This window comes from Dellaglioa sp. CoH-57-MRSF-20, assembly GCF_056781955.1.
In genome coordinates, this window is record NZ_JBXAXV010000001.1 from 102,795 (window position 1) to 126,117 (window position 23,323).

Annotated in this window: 20 protein-coding genes; 17 read left to right on the forward strand and 3 right to left on the reverse strand. The window is 34.3% G+C overall.

Annotated elements, in window-relative coordinates; genetic code table 11:
• Positions 1-10 precede the first annotated feature (10 nt).
• From AC1RPN_RS00515 to AC1RPN_RS00560, 10 genes are all read left to right on the forward strand, one after another.
• Complete coding sequence (locus AC1RPN_RS00515; RefSeq protein WP_481761062.1) at positions 11-1,174, forward strand: sensor histidine kinase; 1,164 nt, start codon at positions 11-13, stop codon at positions 1,172-1,174.
• Positions 1,175-1,227: 53 nt separating this feature from the next.
• Positions 1,228-2,580 carry a serine hydrolase gene (locus tag AC1RPN_RS00520; RefSeq protein ID WP_481761061.1) on the forward strand — a complete coding sequence of 451 codons (1,353 nt, stop codon included), beginning with the start codon at positions 1,228-1,230 and terminating at the stop codon, positions 2,578-2,580.
• A 185-nt stretch (positions 2,581-2,765) separates the two neighbouring features.
• Positions 2,766-5,624, forward strand: coding sequence for a YhgE/Pip family protein (locus AC1RPN_RS00525; protein WP_481761060.1), 2,859 nt, complete (start codon positions 2,766-2,768; stop codon positions 5,622-5,624).
• 174 nt (positions 5,625-5,798) lie between these two features.
• The gene (locus AC1RPN_RS00530; RefSeq protein WP_409021814.1) at positions 5,799-6,035 is read left to right on the forward strand and encodes a hypothetical protein; all 237 of its coding nucleotides are present in this window, start codon (positions 5,799-5,801) and stop codon (positions 6,033-6,035) included.
• Positions 6,036-6,109: 74 nt separating this feature from the next.
• Positions 6,110-7,495, forward strand: coding sequence for a TrkH family potassium uptake protein (locus tag AC1RPN_RS00535; protein WP_481761059.1), 1,386 nt, complete (start codon positions 6,110-6,112; stop codon positions 7,493-7,495).
• Positions 7,496-7,591: 96 nt separating this feature from the next.
• Positions 7,592-8,371 carry an AzlC family ABC transporter permease gene (locus tag AC1RPN_RS00540; protein ID WP_481761058.1) on the forward strand — a complete coding sequence of 260 codons (780 nt, stop codon included), beginning with the start codon at positions 7,592-7,594 and terminating at the stop codon, positions 8,369-8,371.
• 2 nt (positions 8,372-8,373) lie between these two features.
• The gene (locus AC1RPN_RS00545) at positions 8,374-8,706 is read left to right on the forward strand and encodes an AzlD domain-containing protein (RefSeq protein ID WP_409021810.1); all 333 of its coding nucleotides are present in this window, start codon (positions 8,374-8,376) and stop codon (positions 8,704-8,706) included.
• A 121-nt stretch (positions 8,707-8,827) separates the two neighbouring features.
• The gene (locus AC1RPN_RS00550; RefSeq protein ID WP_481761057.1) at positions 8,828-9,775 is read left to right on the forward strand and encodes a hypothetical protein; all 948 of its coding nucleotides are present in this window, start codon (positions 8,828-8,830) and stop codon (positions 9,773-9,775) included.
• A 225-nt stretch (positions 9,776-10,000) separates the two neighbouring features.
• Positions 10,001-10,960 (forward strand): ABC transporter permease, encoded by a 960-nt coding sequence (locus tag AC1RPN_RS00555; protein WP_481761056.1) that lies wholly within the window; start codon positions 10,001-10,003, stop codon positions 10,958-10,960.
• Positions 10,961-11,626 (forward strand): ABC transporter ATP-binding protein, encoded by a 666-nt coding sequence (locus AC1RPN_RS00560; protein WP_481761055.1) that lies wholly within the window; start codon positions 10,961-10,963, stop codon positions 11,624-11,626.
• A 59-nt stretch (positions 11,627-11,685) separates the two neighbouring features.
• Here the strand turns inward: AC1RPN_RS00560 and AC1RPN_RS00565 are convergent, their stop codons facing one another.
• Both AC1RPN_RS00565 and AC1RPN_RS00570 read right to left on the reverse strand, forming a co-directional pair.
• Positions 11,686-14,061 (reverse strand): phosphoketolase family protein, encoded by a 2,376-nt coding sequence (locus tag AC1RPN_RS00565; RefSeq protein ID WP_481761054.1) that lies wholly within the window; start codon positions 14,059-14,061, stop codon positions 11,686-11,688.
• A gap of 146 nt (positions 14,062-14,207) precedes the next feature.
• Positions 14,208-14,930: a GntR family transcriptional regulator gene (locus AC1RPN_RS00570; protein ID WP_481761053.1), complete on the reverse strand. Its 723-nt coding sequence runs from the start codon at positions 14,928-14,930 to the stop codon at positions 14,208-14,210.
• A gap of 172 nt (positions 14,931-15,102) precedes the next feature.
• Here AC1RPN_RS00570 and AC1RPN_RS00575 point away from each other — a divergent pair, with 172 nt between their 5' ends.
• From AC1RPN_RS00575 to AC1RPN_RS00605, 7 genes are all read left to right on the forward strand, one after another.
• Complete coding sequence (locus AC1RPN_RS00575) at positions 15,103-16,179, forward strand: AI-2E family transporter (RefSeq protein WP_481761052.1); 1,077 nt, start codon at positions 15,103-15,105, stop codon at positions 16,177-16,179.
• Positions 16,163-17,368, forward strand: a complete 1,206-nt coding sequence (locus AC1RPN_RS00580) for a MalY/PatB family protein (RefSeq protein WP_481761051.1) — start codon at positions 16,163-16,165, stop codon at positions 17,366-17,368. The genes AC1RPN_RS00575 and AC1RPN_RS00580 overlap by 17 nt, the downstream gene beginning before the upstream one ends.
• Before the next feature lie 71 nt (positions 17,369-17,439).
• Positions 17,440-18,126, forward strand: coding sequence for a 2,3-diphosphoglycerate-dependent phosphoglycerate mutase (locus tag AC1RPN_RS00585; RefSeq protein ID WP_409021802.1), 687 nt, complete (start codon positions 17,440-17,442; stop codon positions 18,124-18,126).
• A 194-nt stretch (positions 18,127-18,320) separates the two neighbouring features.
• Positions 18,321-19,256, forward strand: coding sequence for a ribokinase (gene rbsK / locus AC1RPN_RS00590; RefSeq protein ID WP_481761050.1), 936 nt, complete (start codon positions 18,321-18,323; stop codon positions 19,254-19,256).
• A 28-nt stretch (positions 19,257-19,284) separates the two neighbouring features.
• Positions 19,285-19,707, forward strand: a complete 423-nt coding sequence (gene rbsD, locus AC1RPN_RS00595) for a D-ribose pyranase (RefSeq protein ID WP_409021800.1) — start codon at positions 19,285-19,287, stop codon at positions 19,705-19,707.
• A gap of 30 nt (positions 19,708-19,737) precedes the next feature.
• Positions 19,738-20,652 carry a GRP family sugar transporter gene (locus AC1RPN_RS00600; protein ID WP_481761049.1) on the forward strand — a complete coding sequence of 305 codons (915 nt, stop codon included), beginning with the start codon at positions 19,738-19,740 and terminating at the stop codon, positions 20,650-20,652.
• A 222-nt stretch (positions 20,653-20,874) separates the two neighbouring features.
• Positions 20,875-22,314 (forward strand): catalase, encoded by a 1,440-nt coding sequence (locus tag AC1RPN_RS00605; RefSeq protein ID WP_481761145.1) that lies wholly within the window; start codon positions 20,875-20,877, stop codon positions 22,312-22,314.
• Between the two features lie 86 nt (positions 22,315-22,400).
• Here the strand turns inward: AC1RPN_RS00605 and AC1RPN_RS00610 are convergent, their stop codons facing one another.
• Complete coding sequence (locus tag AC1RPN_RS00610; protein ID WP_481761048.1) at positions 22,401-23,288, reverse strand: polysaccharide deacetylase family protein; 888 nt, start codon at positions 23,286-23,288, stop codon at positions 22,401-22,403.
• Between the last annotated feature and the right edge of the window lie 35 nt (positions 23,289-23,323).

Sequence of the window (23,323 nt, forward strand, 5' to 3'; positions counted from 1 at the left end):
GGGGTTATTTTTGAAATTAACTGGTAGAGAAAAAAGTGAATTAATCGCGGAAGGATTCATCACGATTATTCTATTAATTTTACTGAATTTATCAATTTTTATTCTATTAAATCAGACGATTGCTTCAAACCCAGGACTTGAGAATGGTATTTTTCAAATTAAGACGGCATTAACTTTTGGGCCGAATGATTTCAATGTCTGGAGTTGGGGGAATGTTTTTGTTGCGTTCATGCTTATTGTGGACGTTGTCGTGCTCTATTGGCGACTAATTCGACGTTATCATCAAATGCAGTTACGTCATGTTATTTCAGAATTGCATTATATTGCGGACGGTCATTACGATCATCAAATTCCTTTTAAACTACAAGGTGATATGGCGCGGGTCGTTTCAAGTATTAATGCTTTGGTTCAAAGTACGATTGAATCAATGGAAGAAGAACGTCGAATTGAGAATTCAAAGGATGAGCTGATTACCAATGTTAGTCACGATATTCGAACACCATTGACATCAATTATCGGTTACTTAGGTTTAATAGAAGATAATCAATATAATTCGCAAGAAGATTTACTATCTTACACACATACAGCATTTGTGAAATCAAAGCAGATGAAGGTTTTAGTAGAAGATTTATTTGAATACACAAAAGTGCGACAGACGTCGACGCCAATTAATGCGATTAATTTTGATATGAATCAAATGTTAGAACAATTGGCAGCTAGTTTTGAACTTGAAGCTAAAAATAAAGAAATGACAATTAGTAGCAATACGAACCCTAACCCGTTAATGATGGAAGCTGATACTGAAAAATTAGGCCGTGTTTTTAATAATTTAATATCAAATGCCTTAAAATATGGGGCAGGCGGTAAACATATTTATTTAGAAGCAGAAAAAATTGGTCAGGAAGTTATCGTAAAAGTAACTAATGATGGCCCTAAAATACCTGAACAATCACTTAATCAATTATTTGATCGGTTTTACCGAGTGGAAGAATCTCGTTCACAAAAAACGGGCGGAACTGGATTAGGGCTTGCCATTGCTCAAAGTATTGTCACGCTCCACGGTGGGTACATATATGTTGTCTCAAATGAAGAGCTAACTAGTTTTGTTATTCATTTACCATTGGGTAAGAATATAAAATTAACTAGAAAGCAAGAAGAACAGTTGCAAGAATAGCTATTATTGGGTATTCTTAAATGAATAAGAGAAGTTAAGAGGGTAAAGAGAAAATGATATTTTTAAAACGTACAAAGAAATTCGTAATTGGGCTTATTTCAGGGGCAGCACTATTTACTGGGGTTTCAGCAATGGGACTTCAAGATGAGGTTAAATCTGTATCAGCTGCAACAACCAGTTCAAGCGCTATTAATTTAACAGCTAAAGCTGCTTTAGCAATTGATGCAGATACTGGACAAGTAATCTATGAAAAAAATGCTGATGCTGTTTTACCAATTGCATCAATGACAAAATTAATTTCGATTGATGTTATTTTAGATCAAATTAAAAGTGGTAAATTAACTTGGGATCAAAAAGTTAAGATTGATAACGATTCTTATAAAATTAGCCAGGATACATCATTATCAAACGTTCCGTTGAGTAAAACGAAATCATACACAGTTAAACAACTGTATGATGCTAGTTTAATTTACTCAGCAAATGGGGCTATTATGGCACTTGCTCATGAAGTATCGGGATCGCAAAAAGATTTCGTAACATTAATGCGTGCAAAGGTTAAGTCATGGGGAATTACAGATGCTAAGATTGATAACGTTTCTGGTTTAACTAATAGCGATATCAGTAAAGCTGATCGATACCCCGGTTCAGCCGCATCAGATGAAAATGAATTAACTGCCAAAGATATGGGAATTGTTGCTAAAAACTTACTTAAAAAGTACCCAGAAGTATTAAAAACAACAAGTATCAAACGTAAATATTTCGATAAAGGAACATCTGACCAAACACTAATGGAAAACTGGAACTGGATGTTACCTGGTTTAGCTAAGGCATATACAGAATTACCTGTTGATGGATTGAAGACAGGTACTTCTGACAAAGCTGGTGAATGTTTTACAGGAACTGTAAAAAAAGATGGTCATCGAATTATTACGGTCGTTTTAGGATCATCACACAAGAGTGAAACGGATGTAAGTCGTTTTACAGATACACAAAAAATAATGTCATATGTATTTGACATGTTCAACGTGGAAACAATCAAGGCTGGTACAATATTTAAAAACGCCGATAGTTTACCTGTATTTCATGGTAAAGAATTAACAACTAAAGTTATGCTTAAATCTAATCAAAAAGTTTGGTTGAAAAAAGGCGAAACAGTTAAGTCGATTATTTCAGCTAAAGTATCAGAAAATACTGATTTAGTTAAGAAAACAGGATTAGAAGCCCCAATTAAGGCTAATAGTGATATTGGAACGCTTAAATTAACTGGTAAAGATAATGCGTTATCTTATGTTGATGGCAAAAAATCACTTTCTGTTACAGGAACGAATAAAGATGCCATTGAAAAAGCTAACATTTTTGTTATTATGTGGCGTGCAATTACTAACTTCTTTGGAAATTTATTTTAAATCAATAAAATCATCTCTGATTTCTAGGGTGATTTTTTTGTCTATATGGGCAATTTAGTCGTGTAAGATTAAAAAAACATTAAAAAGAAAATAAAAATTTGTTGTTCGTGGACATTTGATGTATATTATAACGTATCGATAAAATTTTATAGTAGAAATAATTAATTTAGGGGGCACCAATTTTAATGAAAATGATTAAGAATGAATTTAAATTTGTTGGAAAGAATAGAATACTTCTAGTTTCAACAATTGTTATGATGCTTATTCCGATTCTGTATGCTGCTTTCTTCTTGAAATCAGTTTGGGATCCATATGGCAAAACAAGTGATTTACCAGTAGCAGTCGTTAATAACGATGAATCTGTTAAATATAATGGAACGACATTGGATGTTGGTGATCAACTTGTAAAAGAGTTGAAGAATAATGACCAATTGAAGTGGACATTCGTTTCTGCAAAACAAGCAAAACAAGGAATGAAAGACAACAAGTACTATACAACAATTACGTTGCCTAAAAACTTCTCTTCAAATGCTGCAACTTTAATGGATACAAATCCTAAAAAGATGAAAATCACGTACGATACTAATGCATCTCGTAACTACATTGGTGAAGTTATCAGTGAAACAGCAGCAAAACAATTAAATAGCCAAATTCGTGAATCAGTCACGAAAGCATATGCAACAGCTATTTTCGGCCAAGTTAAAACAATCGGTAAAGGCTTTAAGACAGCTGCAAGTGGTTCTAAAACATTGTCTGATGGTACAGTAACATTGAATGATGGCTTAAATAGCTACATTACTGGTGTAGGAACTGTTAATAATGGTGTTCAAACACTTTCAACTAGTGTTGTTCCATTAAAAAATGGTGTTCAAAAATTAGCAACAGGCGCTGGTTCTTTAAGTGCTGGATTATCAAAACTTAATAATAGTACAGGTACATTAGCTTCAGGTGTATCGAAACTAGATACTGGCTCAACAACATTAGCAAGTGGTGTAAAAGGTTATACTAATGGAGTTACTGAATTAAATAGTGGTTTGAGTCAATTAAGTTCAAATTCTCAAGCATTAAATGATGGAATAATTACCTTAAGAGGTGGTATTACAACAGTTCAAGCGGGTAACCAATCGTTAACTAAAAGCTTGAAGGAGTCTGCTGCAACTTTAGATACACAATTAAATAGTCCAGATTCACAAGCTGAAATGGCAAAATTAATGGCTGGATTTACAGCATTAGATTCAGGAATTTCTAAGTTGAATTCTGAATTAAATGGCACAAATGCGCCTAATATTGATGCTAAAAAATTAACAGCCGATTTAACTCAAATTGGAGCTAATACTAAACTTGTTGCCGCTAAAGCAACAGATGCTGGTTCACAATTGAGTGAATTAAATAATAGTCTTTATAGTACAACTAACGCATCCAGTGTTGCTGCACAACTTAAGGATGCGCAAAGTAATATGGGTGCTTTAGTTACCTTTGTAAAATCACCTGATTTTGCAGCTTTAGAGAAATCTAATCCAACGTTAGCAAAAAGTATTGCTGCTTCTGTTAATGGATTAGGAAGTAATCTTCAAACTGCTGGCACAAGTTTAGCAGCATCAGGTAATAATACAACAAAAATTAAAACAGATTTATCTGATATGACAACACCGTTGACTGATAACGGTGACAAATTAAAATCGATTCAAAAAGAATTAGCAGCTATTCAAGAATTACTACCTAAATTACAAGCATTAAAGGCGGGTGTTGCCGAGTTATCTGCTCAAGAACCACAAGTAACAGCAGGTGCTAAGAAAGCCATTGATAAACTAATGGCTGGATTAAATACTGTTAAAACTGGTTTAACGCAGACAGGTTCTGGCACAAAGGAAAGTCCTTATGGTGCTATCCAAGCAACAGACTTACTAAATGCTGGATTAGGTCAAATTATGGCTGGGTTAAATGGTACAGATAAAACTCCTGGCTTAATTCCAAGTGTACAAAAATACACTGCAGGTGTATTAAGTGCTAATAATGGTTCTAAAACATTAATTGGAAACAACAGTGCCTTAGTATCAGGCTCGAGTCAATTAAGTACTGGATTATCAACATTGAATGGATCAGTACCAACATTGACATCAGGAGTTAGTCAATTAGCTACTGGCTCAGGTACATTATCAAATGGTTTAGTAAGCTTGAATGAACAAGTACCAACACTTGTTGCTGGAGTTGATAAATTAGCTGCAGGGACTCAAAAATTAGATGATAACTCAGCTAAATTAGGTGATGGTTCTAAATCACTTAAAAAAGGGTCAAAAACATTAGCTACTGCTCTTAAAACAGGATCAGATACAGTTAATGGAATTAAAGCAACTAACAAGACAGCTAATATGTTTGCAGCACCTTCAGAATTGGAACATAAGAATTACAGTTATGTTCCTAACTATGGACATGCTTTAGCACCATATGTTCTTTCACTTGCATTATACGTTGGGGCAATCGTCTTTAACTTTGCATTCCCAATCCGTAAAATTTCAACTGAAGGTCAATCAGCAACAGCTTGGTTCTGGAGTAAAGTTGCTATTGGAACTGTCGTTGCCCTTGGTATGGCACTTGTTGAAGTTACAGGGATGCTTATGTTTGGATTACAAGCAGACCATATTGCTGAAACTTACTTAATTGCAACAGTATTCTCGTTAACATCGATGTATCTTGTTATGGCACTTGCTATGGCATTTGATAATCCTGGTCGATTCGTGGCCATGGTTCTCTTGATGTTACAATTAGGTGGCGCTGGTGGTACGTTCCCAATGGAAGTTACGAATAGCTTTTTTAATGCCATCCATCCATTCTTACCAATGACATACTCAACCTTAGGGTTCCGTGAGTCATTAACTTCTGGAATGGTTAGTGGACAAATTGGCATGAGCGTATTTGTTCTTGCAATCTTCGCTATCGTTTCATTAGTTCTATTATGGGTTGCTATGCAAATTCTTCAAAGAGTTGGACTTGCTGGTAAATCACAATTAGATGATAATCAAAAATTACAAGATTTAGAAAAATAGATTATTAAATAGAGTTACGCAAAATTAATTTTGCGGGCTCTATTTTTTTGATTGAATATATTTAGAATGGGTTAATTAAATTGAGGTTCTTAATCTTAGTCCTAATGGTCGTAATAATAACTAAAAAGCGGTATACTGTTACTATTAATATTTAAAACAATAGGAGGCCAAATTATGTTAAGTCATTTTGATGAAAAAAATGTTGAAGTTAACGAAAAAGGAATTCCATTTCCAGCTGATACACGTGTTAGTTTTGAAACAAATAACGAGTTCTTTACTGGTGTCGTTGAAAAACAACTAAAAAATTCGGCTATTATTAAATTCGATAAGGAATTTATTAAGAATGAAACAGCTGAAGAATTAAAACATAAAATTGTTGTTAGTTATGCAGGATTAGAATTAATTAAATAATCAGGATTAGAGATTAGCGTGCGTACTTAGCGCTAATCTCTTTTTTTAAATTAAACTAAAAGGGGGAAGTCAGAATGAATAGGTGGATCCAGAAATATCTAGATAAAGCTAGTTTGTTGGCCTCTCCCGTACAAATTGTTGTCTTTTACTATTTAGCATTGATTGTAGTAACAAGTATTTTATTATGCCTTCCGTTCTTCAAACAACCTGGTGCTAGTGTGCCATTTATTGATACAATATTCATGGCAGTCTCAACGGTTAGTGTTACAGGATTAACCACATTTCCGTTAGAGCAAGTCTATAACAATAACGGTATCATCTTACTAGAAATGCTTTTTCAAATAGGTGGTTTTGGTATAACAATGCTCTCAACGTTTATTATGGTAATTGCTGGTCGACGCATTGGGTTGCAACAACGCAGGCTAATTCAAACTGATATGAATCAACCGCATTTAAGTGGAAATGTTCGTTTAGTTTATTCAATTTTCGGCATTATGCTAGGGATTCAAGCTTTTTTTGGTGTGATATTTTCAATTTATTTATATGTACGTGATGGCTTTGAACATCTAGCTGCGTCAATTTTTGATGGCTTTTATATTGCAATATCTGCGTTAACAAATGCGGGATTTGACGTTACTGGGAAATCTATTATCCCTTATTCGAAAGATTACGTCTTTTTATTTTTAATTATGATTTTAATTTTTATAGGTGGTTTAGGATTTCCCGTTATTATTGAAATTTTAGCGTGGATCAAGGTTACGTGGTTCAAACCAGGACATAAAAAATTTAGATTTTCATTATTTACAAAATTAGCAGGTAGTTTTGCGATTGGATTTTTCTTTATTGGAACAATATTAATTTTCTTATCTGAACATAATGGTTATTTTGCACATAAGGATTTCGTTGAGAGAGTTATGACAGCTATGTTTTATAGTATTACAACGCGTAATGCCGGACTACAAATTAATCAAATTAGTGATTTTAATACGACAACCTTATTGATTTTTTCTATGTTAATGTTTATTGGTGCTAGTCCAAGTTCAGTTGGTGGTGGTGTTCGAACAACAACAATTGGGATTTTAGGATTATATTTGTTATCGTTTATTCGTGGACATAAGAATGTGAATATTTTTAATAGAAGGATTCATGAAAATGATATTCAAAAATCAGTAGTAGTTGTTAACCTATCGATATTTATGTGTTTAATCGCGGTCTTTATTTTAAGTATTACGGAGAATCATTCGTTGATTTCGCTGATTGTAGAAGTAACTTCTGCTTTTGGAACGACGGGATTATCAACGGGAATTACCAGTTCATTAAGCATTATCGGTAAAATGGTCATTATTATTTTGATGTTTGTTGGACGCGTAGGGATGTTATACATGTTAATATTCTTTGTTTCGAAAAAAGAACGGGATGAAAAGTATCGTTTTCCATCAGAACAGATCATTATTGGATAACTTTTTGATTAGAGTTACTAAATAATGAGTATTAAGAAACAGATGTATGCTATAATTTATATCGTTAAACCAACTTTATATTATTGGAGGACTATCGTGAAAGAAACAGAGAAACGCTGGCTCACAGTTCTTAAAATTGCGATGCCGCTTTGCCTGAGTTACGTCCCAATTGGACTCGCATGTGGTATTTTGTTGCATGCAGCAGGCTTCAATACGATATTAGCAGGATTAGTTTCCATACTTGTCTTTTCAGGTGGTGCACAGTTTTTAATTGCATCAATGTTGACGATTCAGTCGCCAATTCTTTCAATTGTTACTATGCTATTTTTCTTAGAATTACGGTATGCGTTATTAGGTGCTAGTTTGTCACAGTACATTCGAGGAACTAGTCGTAAGTTTTTATACATATTTGCGGCATCACTAAACGATGAAAATTACGCAGTAAACTATTTAAAATTTGCAACAGATAAAGAATGGAAACCAAAAGATGCCTTGATGGTTGAACATTATTCATTATTATTTTGGACGATGAGTAATATTGCAGGTAGTTTAATTGGTGCTGGGTTAAAAATTAATTTAAGCATTGTTGAATTTGCATTAACTTCATTATTTATTTACATGATAGTCATGCAACTTAAAAATTATCTCACAATTATTATTAGTATTCTTTCAGGTATTTTAGCAATTATTTTCATGTCATTGTTCCAAAGTACGATGGGATTAGTTGTAGCAACTTTACTAGCTTCCTTTGTTGGATTTATTATTGAACATGAAATTGTTAGAAAAGGTAAACGAAATAAATTATTAAATACGATTAAACCAAAAGCAAGTCGACATACAATAAGTAGAAAGTCTAAAGTTTCTGAGGAAAGTTAACTATGGAAATGACAACAATGGATCATTTTTTATTAATTATTTTATCTGCAATTGTTGCATATTTACCGCGATTTATTCCATTACGAATTTTTTCATCTCGAGAAATCCCAGAATGGTTTAATGAATGGATGAAGTATGTACCCGTTGCGTTATTTTCAGCATTAGTTTTTAAAGACCTTTTTATTGATTCAAGTTTTCAATTTGTGGGCGTAGATAACGTCACAAAATTAATAGCGGCTGTGGTTGTATTCGCAATCGCATATCGTACGAGATCAATGGGATTATCTGTTGTACTTGGACTTTGCGCTATTATGCTGTTGTCACTTATATTATAAATTAAGTAAATAAGAATTTAGTTTCTCTCAGGGACTAAATTCTTATTTTGAATAACGGTTGAAGGATGTTCCATGATATAATAACAGCGATATAAATATAGGGATAAGAGGTGTGGTTAAAATGAAAAAATGGGTATGGGGATTAGTTGCAGTTGTTATAGTAGGTATGTTTGGTGGCTACGGTTTAACGAAACATGCAGAAGCAAATAAAAATTATAATACAGCCATGAAGAACGGTAAAACTGCGATTCAAGATGCAGAATATACTGAGGCAGAAAATTATTTTGATGTCGCTTTAAAAAAGAAATCAAATGATGCGACTGCACAAGCTTACAAGACACAGGTGACACATTACAAGGCAGTAATTAACAAAACTGAAGATCGTCAGTATAGTAAAGCAAAGGATGCAATTAGCATCGTGCTAGCGGATCATGATGGATCAGCAGTCATTAAAAAACGAGCAACAAATTTGAAAAAAGAATTAACAACGGTTCTTGAAAAACGTGCGCTATTCATAAAAACATATAATGAAGCAATGAATTTAAATACAGAATATAGCTACACAGCATCAAACGATAAATTAACTGAAATCTTAAAAGATAGTAGTATTGATAAAAATTATTACTCAGATTTAAAGAAAAAAGCAACAGACTTACAACAAAAAAATGATAAGAATTTGGCAACGATTGGCTACCCAACAAGTAGTTCTTCAAGCAGTTCTTCAAGTAGTTCGAAAAGTTCAACACCATCATCTAAAAGTAGTGGTTATGGGTCGGAGTATAGTATACCAGAAATAAAAAACAATTCGTCAGCTACGTTGACGTCAGAAGAACAAGCCGCTGCATCATCGTATTCAGGTTCGAATGAATATACAACAAGTTCATCTAACATAGTAGATGGTAACGGTAAAGCAATTACAGCATCACGTATTAAGGCAGCACGAGACTCAATTAAATTTGCTGGTGTTAACCCTAACTCATTTAGTGATTCAGATGTTGTAAAAATTATTAAACAGGCTGTTAAAGAAACAACAAGTGTTAAAGCTATTGCAGCGCGAGATTACAAATAAATTAGTATTTTAAGAGTGTGATTCTAAATTTTAGGATTATGCTTTTTTCTTAACCTCCACTGAAAACGTTTACTTTTAATTTGGTGCAAAGTTATTATATAGTAGAAATAAGGGGGAATATGACATGTACTTAGCTGTTAAAGAGATTAAATATAATAAACTTCGGTATGGTCTGATTATTTTCACCATCTTTTTAGTTTCATATCTCATTTTTTTTTAACGGGATTGGCTTTTGGGCTTGCGAACAATAATCGGTCTTCAATTGATAATTGGGATGCGGATAACATTGTTATCAGTCAGTATGCGAATAATAATTTGGCATCTTCCGAGATACAAAAAGACTCACTTCCTAAGATTTCAGGGTCAAAATCAGACTACGCTTATTTAGGTCAAATGATGGGCGTTGCTAGTCGGAAAAACGAACCAAAAGCTAATATTAGTGTTTTTGGAGTTCAATTTAATCAATTTTTGAAGCCTAAATTAGTTCAAGGCAGAATGCCGCAGAAAGTTAACGAAGTAGTTGTTGATAATGGATTAGATGCCACTAAATTAGGCCAAAAAATAAAAATTAATAATGCGAAACAAGAATATAAAGTAGTGGGGATAACGACGGGTAATAAATACACAACAGCACCAGTTGTCTATTTACAATTAGCTGACTATCAAACGTTACGTTATGGCCCGGACAATCCGACTGAAAAAATTAATGCAGTTGTTTTAAAAAATTCAGCTAAAATTAAAAAAGATCAACAATTAGCGACATTAACAATGGACAAGGTGATTAACAACATACCGGGATATGGTCCAGAAGTGAAGACCTTTACGTTAATGATTGGCGCCTTATTTGTCATTATTGCGTTTATCGTAGGTATCTTTATGTATATTTTAACCATTGAAAAAACAGCCGTTTATGGCGTGTTACGTGCACAAGGAGTTTCTAGTGGGACTTTGGTTAAAAGCTTAATTTGGGAGTCGTCATTACTAGGTTTACTAGGAATTGGATTGGGTATTATTGCAGATGTGGCAACAGCGCTATCGTTACCAGCTGCCGTCCCATTTTTAAATAATGTCTTCTTAGTCGTAGGATTTTCGGTTATCTTATTATTGATGATCATTCTAGGATCACTATTCTCCATTTTTAAAATATTACGTGTTGATCCACTTGATGCAATTGGAGGTGTCTAAATGAGTTTAATGCAATTATCTGATGTTTCTAAAACATTTGGAAAAGGTGATAATAAAAAGTTGGCTCTTGATAATATTGATTTAGTTGTTGAGAAAGGGACGTTTATTGGCTTGACAGGTCCATCAGGATCTGGAAAAACAACGTTGCTGACCATTATGGGTGGATTACAAGGATTAACCGATGGAACAATTTATTTTAAAGATCAAGAGATCGGACAATTAAGCGAAAAAGAGCGAACTAGGTTACGATTTAATGAATTTGGGTTTATTTTACAAGGGTCTAATTTAGTCCCATTTTTAACCGTTTTAGAACAATTTGAATTAGTCAATAAAATGAAAACTAAAAAAGAAAGTCGTAATCCCGAAATGATGTTACGTGACTTAGGTGTATGGGACCAAAGAAATCAATATCCTGCTAGTCTTTCAGGTGGTCAAAGACAACGCGTTGCAATCGCTAGAGCATTATTTGGGCAACCGGAGCTCATCTTTGCTGATGAGCCAACGGCAAGCTTAGATAGCAAAAGAGCGAAGCAAGTTGCAGCCCAGCTAGCCGATATTACTAAAAAGACGGGACAAACGATTATTATGGTTTCACATGATGAAGATGTCTTGGCATATACAGACCAAACATTTTTTATGCGAGATGGACAGCTCACAAAAGAATGATTTTTAATGATAACGAAAAGAGAACCGCAATTGCGGTTCTCTTTTCGTTTAAAGTTTTACTATTTTAGTGGAGTCCATTTCCAGTTATTAACTTCTGGAAGATCATCACCATTTTCACGGATGTATGATTCATGTTTAGCAACCATAGCTTCCATTTCTTTAACAAATTTATCGCCTGCAGCGCCTAAGTTGCCAGCTTGTAAGACAGCATCTTTAGCAAGGTTGTAACGATCCATTTGGTTCAAGACACGCATATCGAATGGTGTAGTGATATCACCATTTTCACGGTAACCATGGATTGAAACATTGTGGTTATGACGATCATAGAAGATGTCACGAACCATAGCTTCGAAACCATGGAATGCGAATACGACTGGTTTATCAGTTGTAAAGTAACCGTCAAATTCTTCATCAGAGAAACCACGAGGGTCAATCTTAGGATGACGTAATTTTAAGATATCTACAATATTGATGAAACGAATCTTCAATTCTGGGAATGCTGAGTTTAAAAGACTAACAGCAGCTAAAGCTTCTAAGTTAGGTTCTGAACCAGCAGCAGCAATAACAAGATCAGCATCATCGCCCTTAGCAGTACTTGCCCAATCGATAACTTTCAAACCATTGTCAACAAGTTCTTGAGCTTCATCAGCTGAGTAGAATTGAGGACGTGGTTGTTTACTTGAAACGATTAAGTTAATAAGTTCTTCACTTTGAAGAGTCTTATTCATAACAGCTAATAAACTGTTAGAATCAGCAGGTGTATATTCACGGATAAATTCAGGTTTCTTATCAGCTAAATGACCAAGCATACCTGGATCTTGATGAGTATAACCATTGTGATCTTGTTGGAATACAGTTGATGTTGCAATAACATTCAATGATGGGTATTGTTTACGCCATGTTTGTTCTTTGGCTTTACGTAACCACTTGAAATGTTGTGTCAACATTGAATCAACGACACGTAAGAATGATTCATAACTAGCGAAGAAACCATGACGTCCAGTTAAGACATAACCTTCCATCCAACCTTCAGCTTGATGTTCTGATAATTGTGAATCAAGAACACGGCCTACAGGACTTTGCCATTCGTCGTTACCTTCTTTGATTGGTTCTAACCATTGACGGTTAGTAGCTTCAAAGATAGCATTCAAACGGTTTGATTTTGTTTCATCTGGTCCGAAGATACGGAAGTTTTTAGGGTTTTCTTCAATAATATCACGAGCGAAGTCACCGAAAATAATCATATCTTGTGCTGTAACAGCACCTGGAGTTGATGTATCAACAGCATTTTTCTTCCAATCAGGCATAACTAATTTTTGAGGATTAATACCACCGTTAGTAATAGGGTTCATTGCCATACGTTGGTTGCCTTTAGGTGCCATTTCTTTTAGTTCAGGAATTAATTGACCGTCTTTTGTAAATAATTCTTCTGGACGGTATGATTTCATCCATTTAACAAGAGCATCAACATGTTCCATGTGACGTTGGTCTACAGGAATTGGAACTTGATGAGCACGGAATGAGCCTTCGATTGGTTCGTTGTTCCAGACTTCTGGACCAGTCCAGCCTTTTGGTGTACGAACAATCATAACAGGCCATTTAGGCATTGTTGCTTCTTCAGCTGGGTGTTTGCGAGCTTCAGTTTGGATTGCTTTAATTTTTTCGATAGCAAGATCCATTTTTTTAGCCATTTCAGGATGGATGATCTCAGGATCAGTTCCTTCAACGAAAATTGGATCCCAACCCATACCTTCAAAGTATTTTGTTAAATCTGCATCAGATTTACGTGATAAAATTGTAGGATTTGAGATTTTGAAACCATTCATATCAAGGATTGGTAATACAGCACCATCATTAACTGGGTTAATGAAGACATTTGAGAACCAACTTGCTGCTAATGGTCCAGTTTCTGATTCACCATCACCAATTACTGTAGCAGCAATTACGTCAGGGTTATCAAGAATAGCACCAGCGGCATGAGATAATGAATAACCTAATTCGCCACCTTCATGGATTGATCCTGGTGTTTCAGGAGCAGCATGAGAAGCGACACCACCTGGGAATGAAAATTGTTTGAACAATTTTTGCATACCAGTTAAGTCTTCAGTGATTGTTGGGTAGATTTCTGTATAACTACCATCAAGGTAAGCATTAGAAACCATAACTTGGCCACCATGACCAGGTCCTTCAATATAGAACATGTTTAAGTTATATTTATTAATTGCACGGTTTAAATGAGCGTAAATAAAGTTTTGGCCTGAGATTGTTCCCCAATGACCAATAGGGTTAACTTTGATGTCTTCAGGTACGACTTCAGTTTGTAATAATGGATTTTGTTTTAAATAAAGTTGTCCAACTGAAAGGTAGTTTGCTGCACGCCACCAAGCATCAACTTTATCTAAATATGATTTAGATGAAAAATCAGTTTCTGTCATAGTTACACACTCCTATATGTTTTATTTGCTAAAGTTATAGCGCTTTCTATATGTTCATAATAACAAACATTAAATAAAAGTCAATCATTTAATTCATTGGAACGTACCAATTATTTTAAAAAGTAAATAAAAAGCCGTTAAATAGCCTATTTAACGGCCATGAAAGTATTAAATTTAGAAAATTTATAATGAAATCTCATACTTGAATATTCAAATGGGGTACCATTATCTAAGAAGAAAATACCATCCATTATACTAACTGGTTCAGTTGGTTTTAAATTTAAAAGTTTTTGATCATTTTCGTCTGATGGTTCAGCGTAGATTGAAAGCGACGATTTAGTAACTGATTGATTCTGAATATCCTCCAAATAATTAAAAATTGATCCTTTAACAATTGTTTGAGATAAATTAGGAACAATCTTAATTGGAATATAGCCTGTTTCAATCATAAAAGGCGTTTTTTCAAATAAACGTAAGCGAACAATCTTGTAGACAAAATCATCTGTGTCTAAGAAAAGATTGCGTTGTAAATCTTCTGAGGGCGCAATAACTTCAAAACTTAGTACTTTAACTTTAGGGCTTTTACCATTCATTTCAAATCCGTCTGTAACACCTAAGTTAGAGCCTTCATAATTAAAAACGGTTTTATTTTTTAAATATAAGGGATTAATGAAGGTGCCGGAACCGCGTTTTTTAAAAATAATACCGTCGTTAGCCATTTGGCTAAGAGCTCGTTTTACTGAACTACGACTAATTTTATAAGTTTCACTCAAACTACGTTCATCAGGGAGTTTCATGTCGGGAAATTCATCTGCAGCGATTCTTTTTTTAAGTTTACTAATCAGTTGTTTGTAAATTAATTCAGCCATACAAGAGTACTCCTTTCGTAGAGTCAATCTTCATAGTTAACCATAAGTTTTAATAGACGACAAGTCGTCAACTTTCCGGAGAGATAATTATTTTAGAACAAAAAGGTAAGAATTACAGACATTTTAGTAAATATTTTGTACAATGAAGACTATAGTTAAAGGAGTGTGTCTATTGGAAATTTGGCAAAGTTTTATTGAAAATATTAAGTTACGTAGATTTGTTGTACTTTGTGTAATTATGGGTGTTATTTTTCTTGCGAAAGATGTCATTAGCATTGTTCTATTAACTTTTATATTTACATATTTAGTAGTCCGATTGATAAATGTTATTCAAAGACATTCATCAATTAATAGTCGAATAATTGTTATAGGAGTATATCTGGCAATTATCGCGCTGCTTTATTTGGCAGTTACTAAGTATTTTCCTATTTTAGTTTCGCAAACAGTTTCAATGGCACATTATGTGATTAATTTTTATCGTCATCCAGGTAAAGATACAAATCTTGTGATGGAATGGGTACTTAAATCTATTGGTAAATCTCAAATTGTGCCACAATTAAAAAGTAGTTTTACGCTTGTATTTCAATATATAACGAGCATTGGTTTTATGGCAGCAACATTTTTATTATCGCTTATTTTAAGCTTCTTTTATACGATTGAAAAAGATCAGATGACACATTTCTCAAAAAACTTTTTATCAAGTGATTTTGGTTGGTTTTTCCAGGATATTTACTTCTTTGGTGAAAAATTTGTTAAATCATTTGGTGTCGTTATTGAAGCACAATTCTTTATCGCAACTGTTAATACAGTTATTACTGTGATTGGGTTGTACTTCATGCATATGCCACAGCTCTTGCCTTTAGGAATATTAATTTTCTTATTAAGTTTAATTCCAGTCGCAGGGGTATTAATTTCATGTATTCCATTAAGTTTAGTTGGTTATTCGGTTGGTGGCGTACGTGATGTGGTTTACATCTTAATTATGTTAATGGTCGTTCATTTATTAGAATCATATGTATTAAATCCTAAATTTATGTCAAGTCGGACAGAACTACCTATATTCTTTACATTTGTAATCTTGTTAGTCAGTGAAGAATTATTTGGAACGTGGGGCTTGATTGTCGGAATTCCCATTTTCACATTCTTCTTGGATATCTTGGGTGTGAAGTCAATTCCTGGATCTAAAGGACGGATTGGTAAAATTAAAGGAATAAGGAAGGATAGTCAAACTGATGGTAAAGAAAAATAAATTTTTAGCTGATTTTAGAGTGAATAGAAAAAATACAAATTCAGTTAAATGGGATAGTTTAAAAGAGCAATATGGCGATGATAAATTATTGCCACTGTGGGTTGCAGATATGGATTTTAAAGCACCTAAAGCCGTAACTGATGCTTTAATAGCACGGGTACAACATGGTGTTTTTGGTTATTCAACAATTCCTGATTCATATTATGATGCCTTTTTTGATTGGCAACAATCTCGCTATGGGATTGAACTGCATAAGGAATGGATGAGATTTGGAACAGGGGTTGTAAATTCATTATATCAATTAGTCGATTTAATGACGGAACCAGGTGATAGCGTCTTAGTTCAAACACCAGTATATTACCCTTTTTATAGTGCAATTGAAGATAATAACAGACGTATCGTACGAACACCTTTGAAACATGAAAATAATCAATATGAAATGGATTTTGAAGCAATTGAACGAGATATGAAAGCTAATCACGTTAAATTACTTATTCATTGTTCACCGCATAATCCAGTTGGTCGCGTCTGGACTGAAGCTGAACTGACACAACTCTTTGAAATTTGTCGTGAAAATAAAGTGATGGTAATTTCGGATGAAATTCATCAAGATTTAATTGTGGGAAAAAAACCATTTGTATCAGCTTTATCAATAGACGAAGGTCGTTATCGAGATAATATGGTTGTCGTTAATGCTCCCTCAAAAACATTTAATTTAGCTGCTTTACAAAACTCGCATATCATTATTCCAAACGCGCAATTACGAGCTAAGTACGATAAAATGGTACAGCGTTTGAACAAACCTGAGGGTAGTTTAATGGGATGTGTTGCTGGAGAGGCGGCTTATCGTTCAGGAGCAGTTTGGTTAGATGAAATTCTGAGTATCGTAAGGACCAATTATTTAGAAGTCAGCCACCAATTAGTCAATAAATTTCCAGAAATTAAAATTAGTGAACTAGAAGGCACATACTTGATGTGGATTGACCTTTCAGCATATGTAAATCCCAGTCGGATGAAAGAATTTATTCAGAATGAGTGTGGCTTAGCTATTGATTATGGACAATGGTTTAGTGAAGAAACGCCAGGCTTTATTCGAATGAATTTGGCAACTGATTTAGGAACGGTTCAAACAGCTGTTGATCAGTTGTTAAAGGGACTCAAAAGTGCAAAGCTAAATCGCTTAAATTAGACTATTAATTTATTTCATTTCAGTGTAAAATAAACCAGTAAACTAAAAATAGAAAAAGAGGATTTTATCTTATGGCAAAATTAGTATTTATTCGTCACGGACAAAGTGAATGGAACTTATCTAACCTTTTCACAGGTTGGGTAGATGTTAACTTGAGCGAACAAGGCGTTGCTGAAGCACAAGCAGCTGGTAAAAAGATTAAAGAAGCTGGAATCGAATTTGATCAAGCTTATACATCTGTTTTAACACGTGCTATTAAAACATTACATTACGCACTTGAAGGTTCAGACCAATTATGGGTTCCTGAAATCAAATCATGGCGCTTAAATGAACGTCATTATGGTGCATTACAAGGCCAAAACAAAGCCGAAGCAGCAGAACAATTCGGTGAAGATCAAGTTCTTGTATGGCGTCGTTCATACGATACATTACCTCCACTTTTAAGCGCAACTGATGAAGGTTCAGCAGCTAACGATCGTCGTTATGCTGATTTAGATCCTAAAGCTATCCCAGGTGGCGAAAACTTAAAAGTTACTTTGGAACGTGTTATTCCTTTCTGGGAAGACGAAATCGCTCCTAAATTACTTGAAGGCAAAAATGTAATCGTTGCTGCACATGGTAACTCATTACGTGCCCTTACAAAATACATTGAAAACATCTCTGATGCAGACATCATGGGCGTTGAAATGGCAACTGGCGAACCAGTTGTTTACGATCTTGATGACAAATTAAACATCGTAAGCAAAATTAAACTTTAATATTAATAAAAAACCTGATGACAATTTTATGTCATCAGGTTTTTTTGTATTAGTCAATAATTGGCGAAAAAGTCGGTAGTTTTAGCAGTTAAAACCAGAAAGCGCTTGCCAAAGCAAATAATATGTATTATATTGATGTAATCGAATACACATTCTATTTGATAAATATATCAAAGAAATGAAGGAGAAACGTTATGGCAAAAGTTATTACTGTTTTGGGCTCAACTAATATTGATAAGGTTGTTTCTGTACCCCGTTTCGCAACTAGCGGCGAAACTTTACACACACCAAATCATCAAGTTGAAGCAATGGGTGGAAAAGGATTGAACCAAGGTGTTGCCGCTGCACGTTCTGGTGCAAAGACTAACATGATTACAAAAGTTGGTAAAGAATTTGATACCTCAAAGAATATGAATGTTGAAAACTTAAGCACTGAACATGTGATTGTTTCAGATACTGAAGAAACTGGACAAGCTTATATTACTGTTTCAGCCGAAACAGGCGATAATATTATCCATATTTATGGTGGCGCTAATGCTGATATGACACCAGCTGATGTACGCGCACATGAAGCTGCCATTGCTGAATCAGATTTTTTGATTGCGCAATTAGAAATTCCAACAGAATCAGTTATTGAAGGTTTCAAGATTGCACGCGAACATGGTGTTAAAACAATTTTGAACCCAGCTCCAATGCCTGAAAATGGTGGACTACCAGCTGAATTATTAGAATTAACTGATATTATTACACCAAATGAACATGAAACATTCTTATTGACTGGGATAGAAGTGACTGATGAACATTCAATGATACACAATGCTGCGTACTATTTTGAACGTGGAATTAATACCGTAATCATTACAATTGGCTCAGAAGGTTCTTTCTACATGCGTGATAATGGTGAAGAAGGAGTCGTTCCAGCATTTAAGGTTAAGGCTGTTGATACAACTGCTGCCGGCGATACTTTTATTGGTGCTACAGCAACACGTTTACATGCTAATTTAGATAATTTAGCTGAAGCTATGCGTTATGGATCAGCTGCTTCATCTGTAACGGTGTCACATGCTGGTGCACAACCAAGTATTCCAACTGAATCTGCTGTATTAGCTGTTTTGGATGCTAATAAATAAATTTAAATTGTTGAATGGGAGATAAATTATGCGTAAAACTAATCTTTTGAATACAAAATTATCAAATGCTATTTCTGAAATTGGACATACACAATGGTTAACAATTGGTGACTCAGGCCTACCAATTAAGGATGATGGACGTAAAATTGATCTTTCAATCGTACGTGGATTACCATTATTTATTGATGTTTTAGCTGCAACACTTTCTGAAATGAAAATTCAAAAAGCTTTTTTAGCTGAAGAAATTAAAACGGTTAATCCTGAACAATATGCTGCTATCAAGGCTTTATTAGATGATGATGTTGAAGTTGTTTTCATTTCACATGATGAATTGAAATCGATGAGTCGTGATGATAATAATATTGCTACAGTACGAACAGGTGAAATCACACCATTTTCAAATATCGTTTTGGAATCAAATGTTGATTTTGAAGGCGAAGCAATTAAATAGTTATTAATATAAGGATAGGATGATATAAAAATGAATATGTTAGGATTATTTTTCTCACTTTTAGCAATTATTGGTTGGAGTGCATATCCAACTTTAGTATCATATTTTGGCGGTAAACCAGTTCAAGGTATTTTTGGAGCAACATGGGGAACTTTGATTGTTGCAATCGTCCTTTCATTAGTCATGGGAATGCCCATGTTACAAGGTTCTAATTTTTGGTTAGCATTTTTCTCAGGGGCAGCTTGGGCCTTTGGAAATGTTTTAACTATTATGGCTTTTGGGATGAAAGATCAGGATGGAAATGCTTTAGGTTCTGCTAAAGCAATGCCAATCTCAACAGCTTTCCAAATTACAGCAAATGTAGTTTGGGGTGTTGTAATGCTTGGTAACTGGGGTCCAGTTTCATCAAAATTATATGGATTCATCGCTGTATTTGTTATCTTGGTTGGAGCTTATATGACAACTTATCAAGAAAAGAAATCAGCTGGAAATAAAGAACTACTTACAAAGGCAGTTGGTGTCTTATTGATTGCCCAAGTTGGTTATTCATTATATGGTATCCTTCCACAATATACTAAAAATACTGATGGTATGCATATGTTTTTAGCACAAGCTATCGGGATGGCAGCATTTGGATTAATTCTTGGAATTTATGAATTAACGAAAAATAAAAATAACATTTTTACACAAAGTGTTACGTACAAACAAATTTTTTCTGGTTTCTTCTTTGCAATGGCAGCATTGGGTTATTTAGTTTCAGCTCAACCTGCAATGCTTGGATTGGCAACTGGATTCGTCCTTTCACAAGTTTCAATTGTTGGAGCAACGATTTCAGGAATTGTCGTTATGCGCACTAAAAAAACGGGTAAAGAATGGTTAGTTATTATTATTGGTCTTATACTAATTGTAATTGCGGCTTCTGTAACAGTTTTCTTAAAAAACTAGATAAAATTAATTTTAAAACCTTGATAACAATACTATGTTATCAAGGCTTTTTGTTATTATTTGATTTAAAATGTCATAAAATGATAAAAAAATAAACATTAACTAGAACTCACTATGATATTTAAAACCTACTTTCCGATTCAAGTTATAAAAGTCAAAATAATTGTAATTATCAGTTTAGGTGCTAGGATTGGACTTATAAATAAGATAATAGGAGGAATCATCATGGGGGATTTAACAACAAATGAAGGTCAAACATGGGCGAATAATCAAAATTCACAAACAGCTGGGGCTCGTGGACCGGTTTTAGTTCAAGATTACCAATTACTAGAAAAATTGGCACATTTTAATCGAGAACGTATTCCAGAAAGAGTGGTCCATGCAAAAGGGGCAGGGGCTAAAGGCTATTTTGAATTAACTAGAGATATGAGTGATTATACTATGGCAGGTCTTTTCAATGGTTTGGGCAAGAAAACGCCAGTCATAACCCGTTTTTCACAAGTAGCTGGTGAGGCAGGTTATCCGGATACTTATCGAGATGTACGAGGATTTGCAGTAAGATTTTATACAGATGAAGGTAACTACGATATTGTGGGTAATAATACGCCCGTTTTCTTTATTAATGATGCTTTGAAATTCCCAGATTTTATACATTCCCAAAAGCGTGACCCAAAAACGCATGCTAGAAGTCAGGATATGCAGTGGGATTTCTGGTCGTTATCACCTGAAACAGTTCACCAAGTAACAATGCTTATGAGTGATCGTGGGATCCCTGCTAGTTACCGAATGATGCACGGTTATGGAAGTCATACTTTTAAATGGGTAAACAAGCAAGGTGAACAATTTTGGGTTAAATATCATTTCAAAACAAACCAAGGTGTTCATAATTTAAGTAATGAGGTTGCTGAAGAATTAAGAGGAAAAGATTCTGATTACTTACAAAATGATTTGTATAATGCGATTGAGGATCAAGATTACCCCAGTTGGACAGTAGCCGTACAAATTGTGCCTTACAAAGCAGGATTAGCCTATCCGCAAGATATCTTTGATGTTACGAAAGTTATTTCGCAAAAGGACTATCCATTAATTGAAATTGGCCAAATGGTTTTAGATGAAAATCCAAAAAATAATTTTGAAGATATTGAAGAATTAGCATTTTCACCAGCTAACTTCGTTCCAGGAATTGAAGCCTCACCAGATAAATTACTCCAAGGACGCTTATTTGGTTATAAAGATGCTGCAAGATATAGATTAGGTGCTAACTATGAACAATTGGCAACTAACCGTCCTAAAAATGAGGTTCATAATTATGAACGAGATGGTTTAATGGCGCAAAATCAGAACGGTGATGTTAACTATGAGCCCAACAGTTTAGGTGGACCTGAAGAAAATCGCCATGCAGAAGTTCATGGTGATACATTGGATGGAAAAGTAGGCAACTATTCAGTAAATGAGGATTATTATACTGCTGCCGGTAAATTATATCGATTGTTACCTACTGATGAAAAAGCACGTTTAATTGAAAATATTAAATTAAATCTGGGACAAGTTAAAGATATTGAGATAAAGATTCGTGAAACTAAACAGTTTTATCAAGCTGATAAGGAATACGGAACACGTGTCGCAGAAGCATTAGGGTTAGAACTAAGCTTAATTAAATAATTCTTTCGGTGTATTAAAATGTTTAACAAAAAAAAGGAATAAATCACTGTAATCAAACAGCGATTTATTCCTTTTTTTTGTGTTGTTTACATGCCGTGTTCTAAAAGATACTTGTAAGAAATATCTGATAAATCGGGTGAGATACGGACACGATGCAAGGTGAATAGTCCTTGGCTTTCATTAGCGAGTCCTGGTAATGTCGTTAGACCAAGTTTGTAGCCTGCATCTTTAGCAAGTTTAGCGGTCTGGTTATTGAAGCGACCAACTGGATAACAAATAATTGATGTCTCTTGATGAAATTTATTGTTTAGCCATTTTTTCGAATTCTTAAATTCAAAAGTTTGTTGTGCATCGGTCATCTGATTAAGTTCCTCATGATGGACAGTATGACTTTGAATACTTACTAAACCTGATTTTCGCATCTCGTTCATTTGTGGCATAGTTAGTTTGTTTATGTGGCCAAAGTGGCTTGTAATATAGTTGATGGTTGCTTTTTGATGATATTTTTTGAGAGCAGGATAAGCTTTTTCATAGTTATCCTTGTAACCATCATCAAAAGTAATCCAAACAATTTTATTAGCAGGTTTTTTATGTGTTTTAAAAACTTCGATAGCTTCAGCAGGTGATAACGTGTAGTAACCATTTTTTTTAAGCCACTGCATTTGATGGGCAAATTGTGCTTCAGGAATACGAAGTGAATTTCCAACAGAAATACTATGATACATTAAAATTGGAAATTCGGTCTGGCCCTTAAATGATTTCCAATGCGAACTGTCTATTTTAGTATTTGAAATGAGCTTATTTTTCTTAATAGTTTTCTTGGGTAAAGATGAACTTACCTTTTTAGAGCTATTTTTTTGGTGATTAGTATTGGAAACGGAGTGAGAATTTTGAATGAAAAAGAATAATGAACCAATAGAGACGATTAGGACTAAGAATAATAAGATAAACCAACCTTTTTTATGTTTTAACATGATGAACTCCTTTTATGAGAAACGATACTATCTAA

Excerpts from the sequence above, each read along its gene's own strand:
- AC1RPN_RS00520 (WP_481761061.1), top strand. The coding sequence starts at position 1,228 with ATGATATTTTTAAAACGTACAAAGAAATTCGTAATTGGGCTTATTTCA.
- AC1RPN_RS00525 (WP_481761060.1), top strand. The coding sequence starts at position 2,766 with ATGAAAATGATTAAGAATGAATTTAAATTTGTTGGAAAGAATAGAATA.
- AC1RPN_RS00530 (WP_409021814.1), top strand. The coding sequence starts at position 5,799 with ATGTTAAGTCATTTTGATGAAAAAAATGTTGAAGTTAACGAAAAAGGA.
- AC1RPN_RS00535 (WP_481761059.1), top strand. The coding sequence starts at position 6,110 with ATGAATAGGTGGATCCAGAAATATCTAGATAAAGCTAGTTTGTTGGCC.
- AC1RPN_RS00545 (WP_409021810.1), top strand. The coding sequence starts at position 8,374 with ATGGAAATGACAACAATGGATCATTTTTTATTAATTATTTTATCTGCA.
- AC1RPN_RS00550 (WP_481761057.1), top strand. The coding sequence starts at position 8,828 with ATGAAAAAATGGGTATGGGGATTAGTTGCAGTTGTTATAGTAGGTATG.
- AC1RPN_RS00560 (WP_481761055.1), top strand. The coding sequence starts at position 10,961 with ATGAGTTTAATGCAATTATCTGATGTTTCTAAAACATTTGGAAAAGGT.
- AC1RPN_RS00565 (WP_481761054.1), bottom strand. The coding sequence starts at position 14,061 with ATGACAGAAACTGATTTTTCATCTAAATCATATTTAGATAAAGTTGAT.
- AC1RPN_RS00570 (WP_481761053.1), bottom strand. The coding sequence starts at position 14,930 with ATGGCTGAATTAATTTACAAACAACTGATTAGTAAACTTAAAAAAAGA.
- AC1RPN_RS00580 (WP_481761051.1), top strand. The coding sequence starts at position 16,163 with ATGGTAAAGAAAAATAAATTTTTAGCTGATTTTAGAGTGAATAGAAAA.
- AC1RPN_RS00585 (WP_409021802.1), top strand. The coding sequence starts at position 17,440 with ATGGCAAAATTAGTATTTATTCGTCACGGACAAAGTGAATGGAACTTA.
- rbsK (WP_481761050.1), top strand. The coding sequence starts at position 18,321 with ATGGCAAAAGTTATTACTGTTTTGGGCTCAACTAATATTGATAAGGTT.
- rbsD (WP_409021800.1), top strand. The coding sequence starts at position 19,285 with ATGCGTAAAACTAATCTTTTGAATACAAAATTATCAAATGCTATTTCT.
- AC1RPN_RS00600 (WP_481761049.1), top strand. The coding sequence starts at position 19,738 with ATGAATATGTTAGGATTATTTTTCTCACTTTTAGCAATTATTGGTTGG.
- AC1RPN_RS00610 (WP_481761048.1), bottom strand. The coding sequence starts at position 23,288 with ATGTTAAAACATAAAAAAGGTTGGTTTATCTTATTATTCTTAGTCCTA.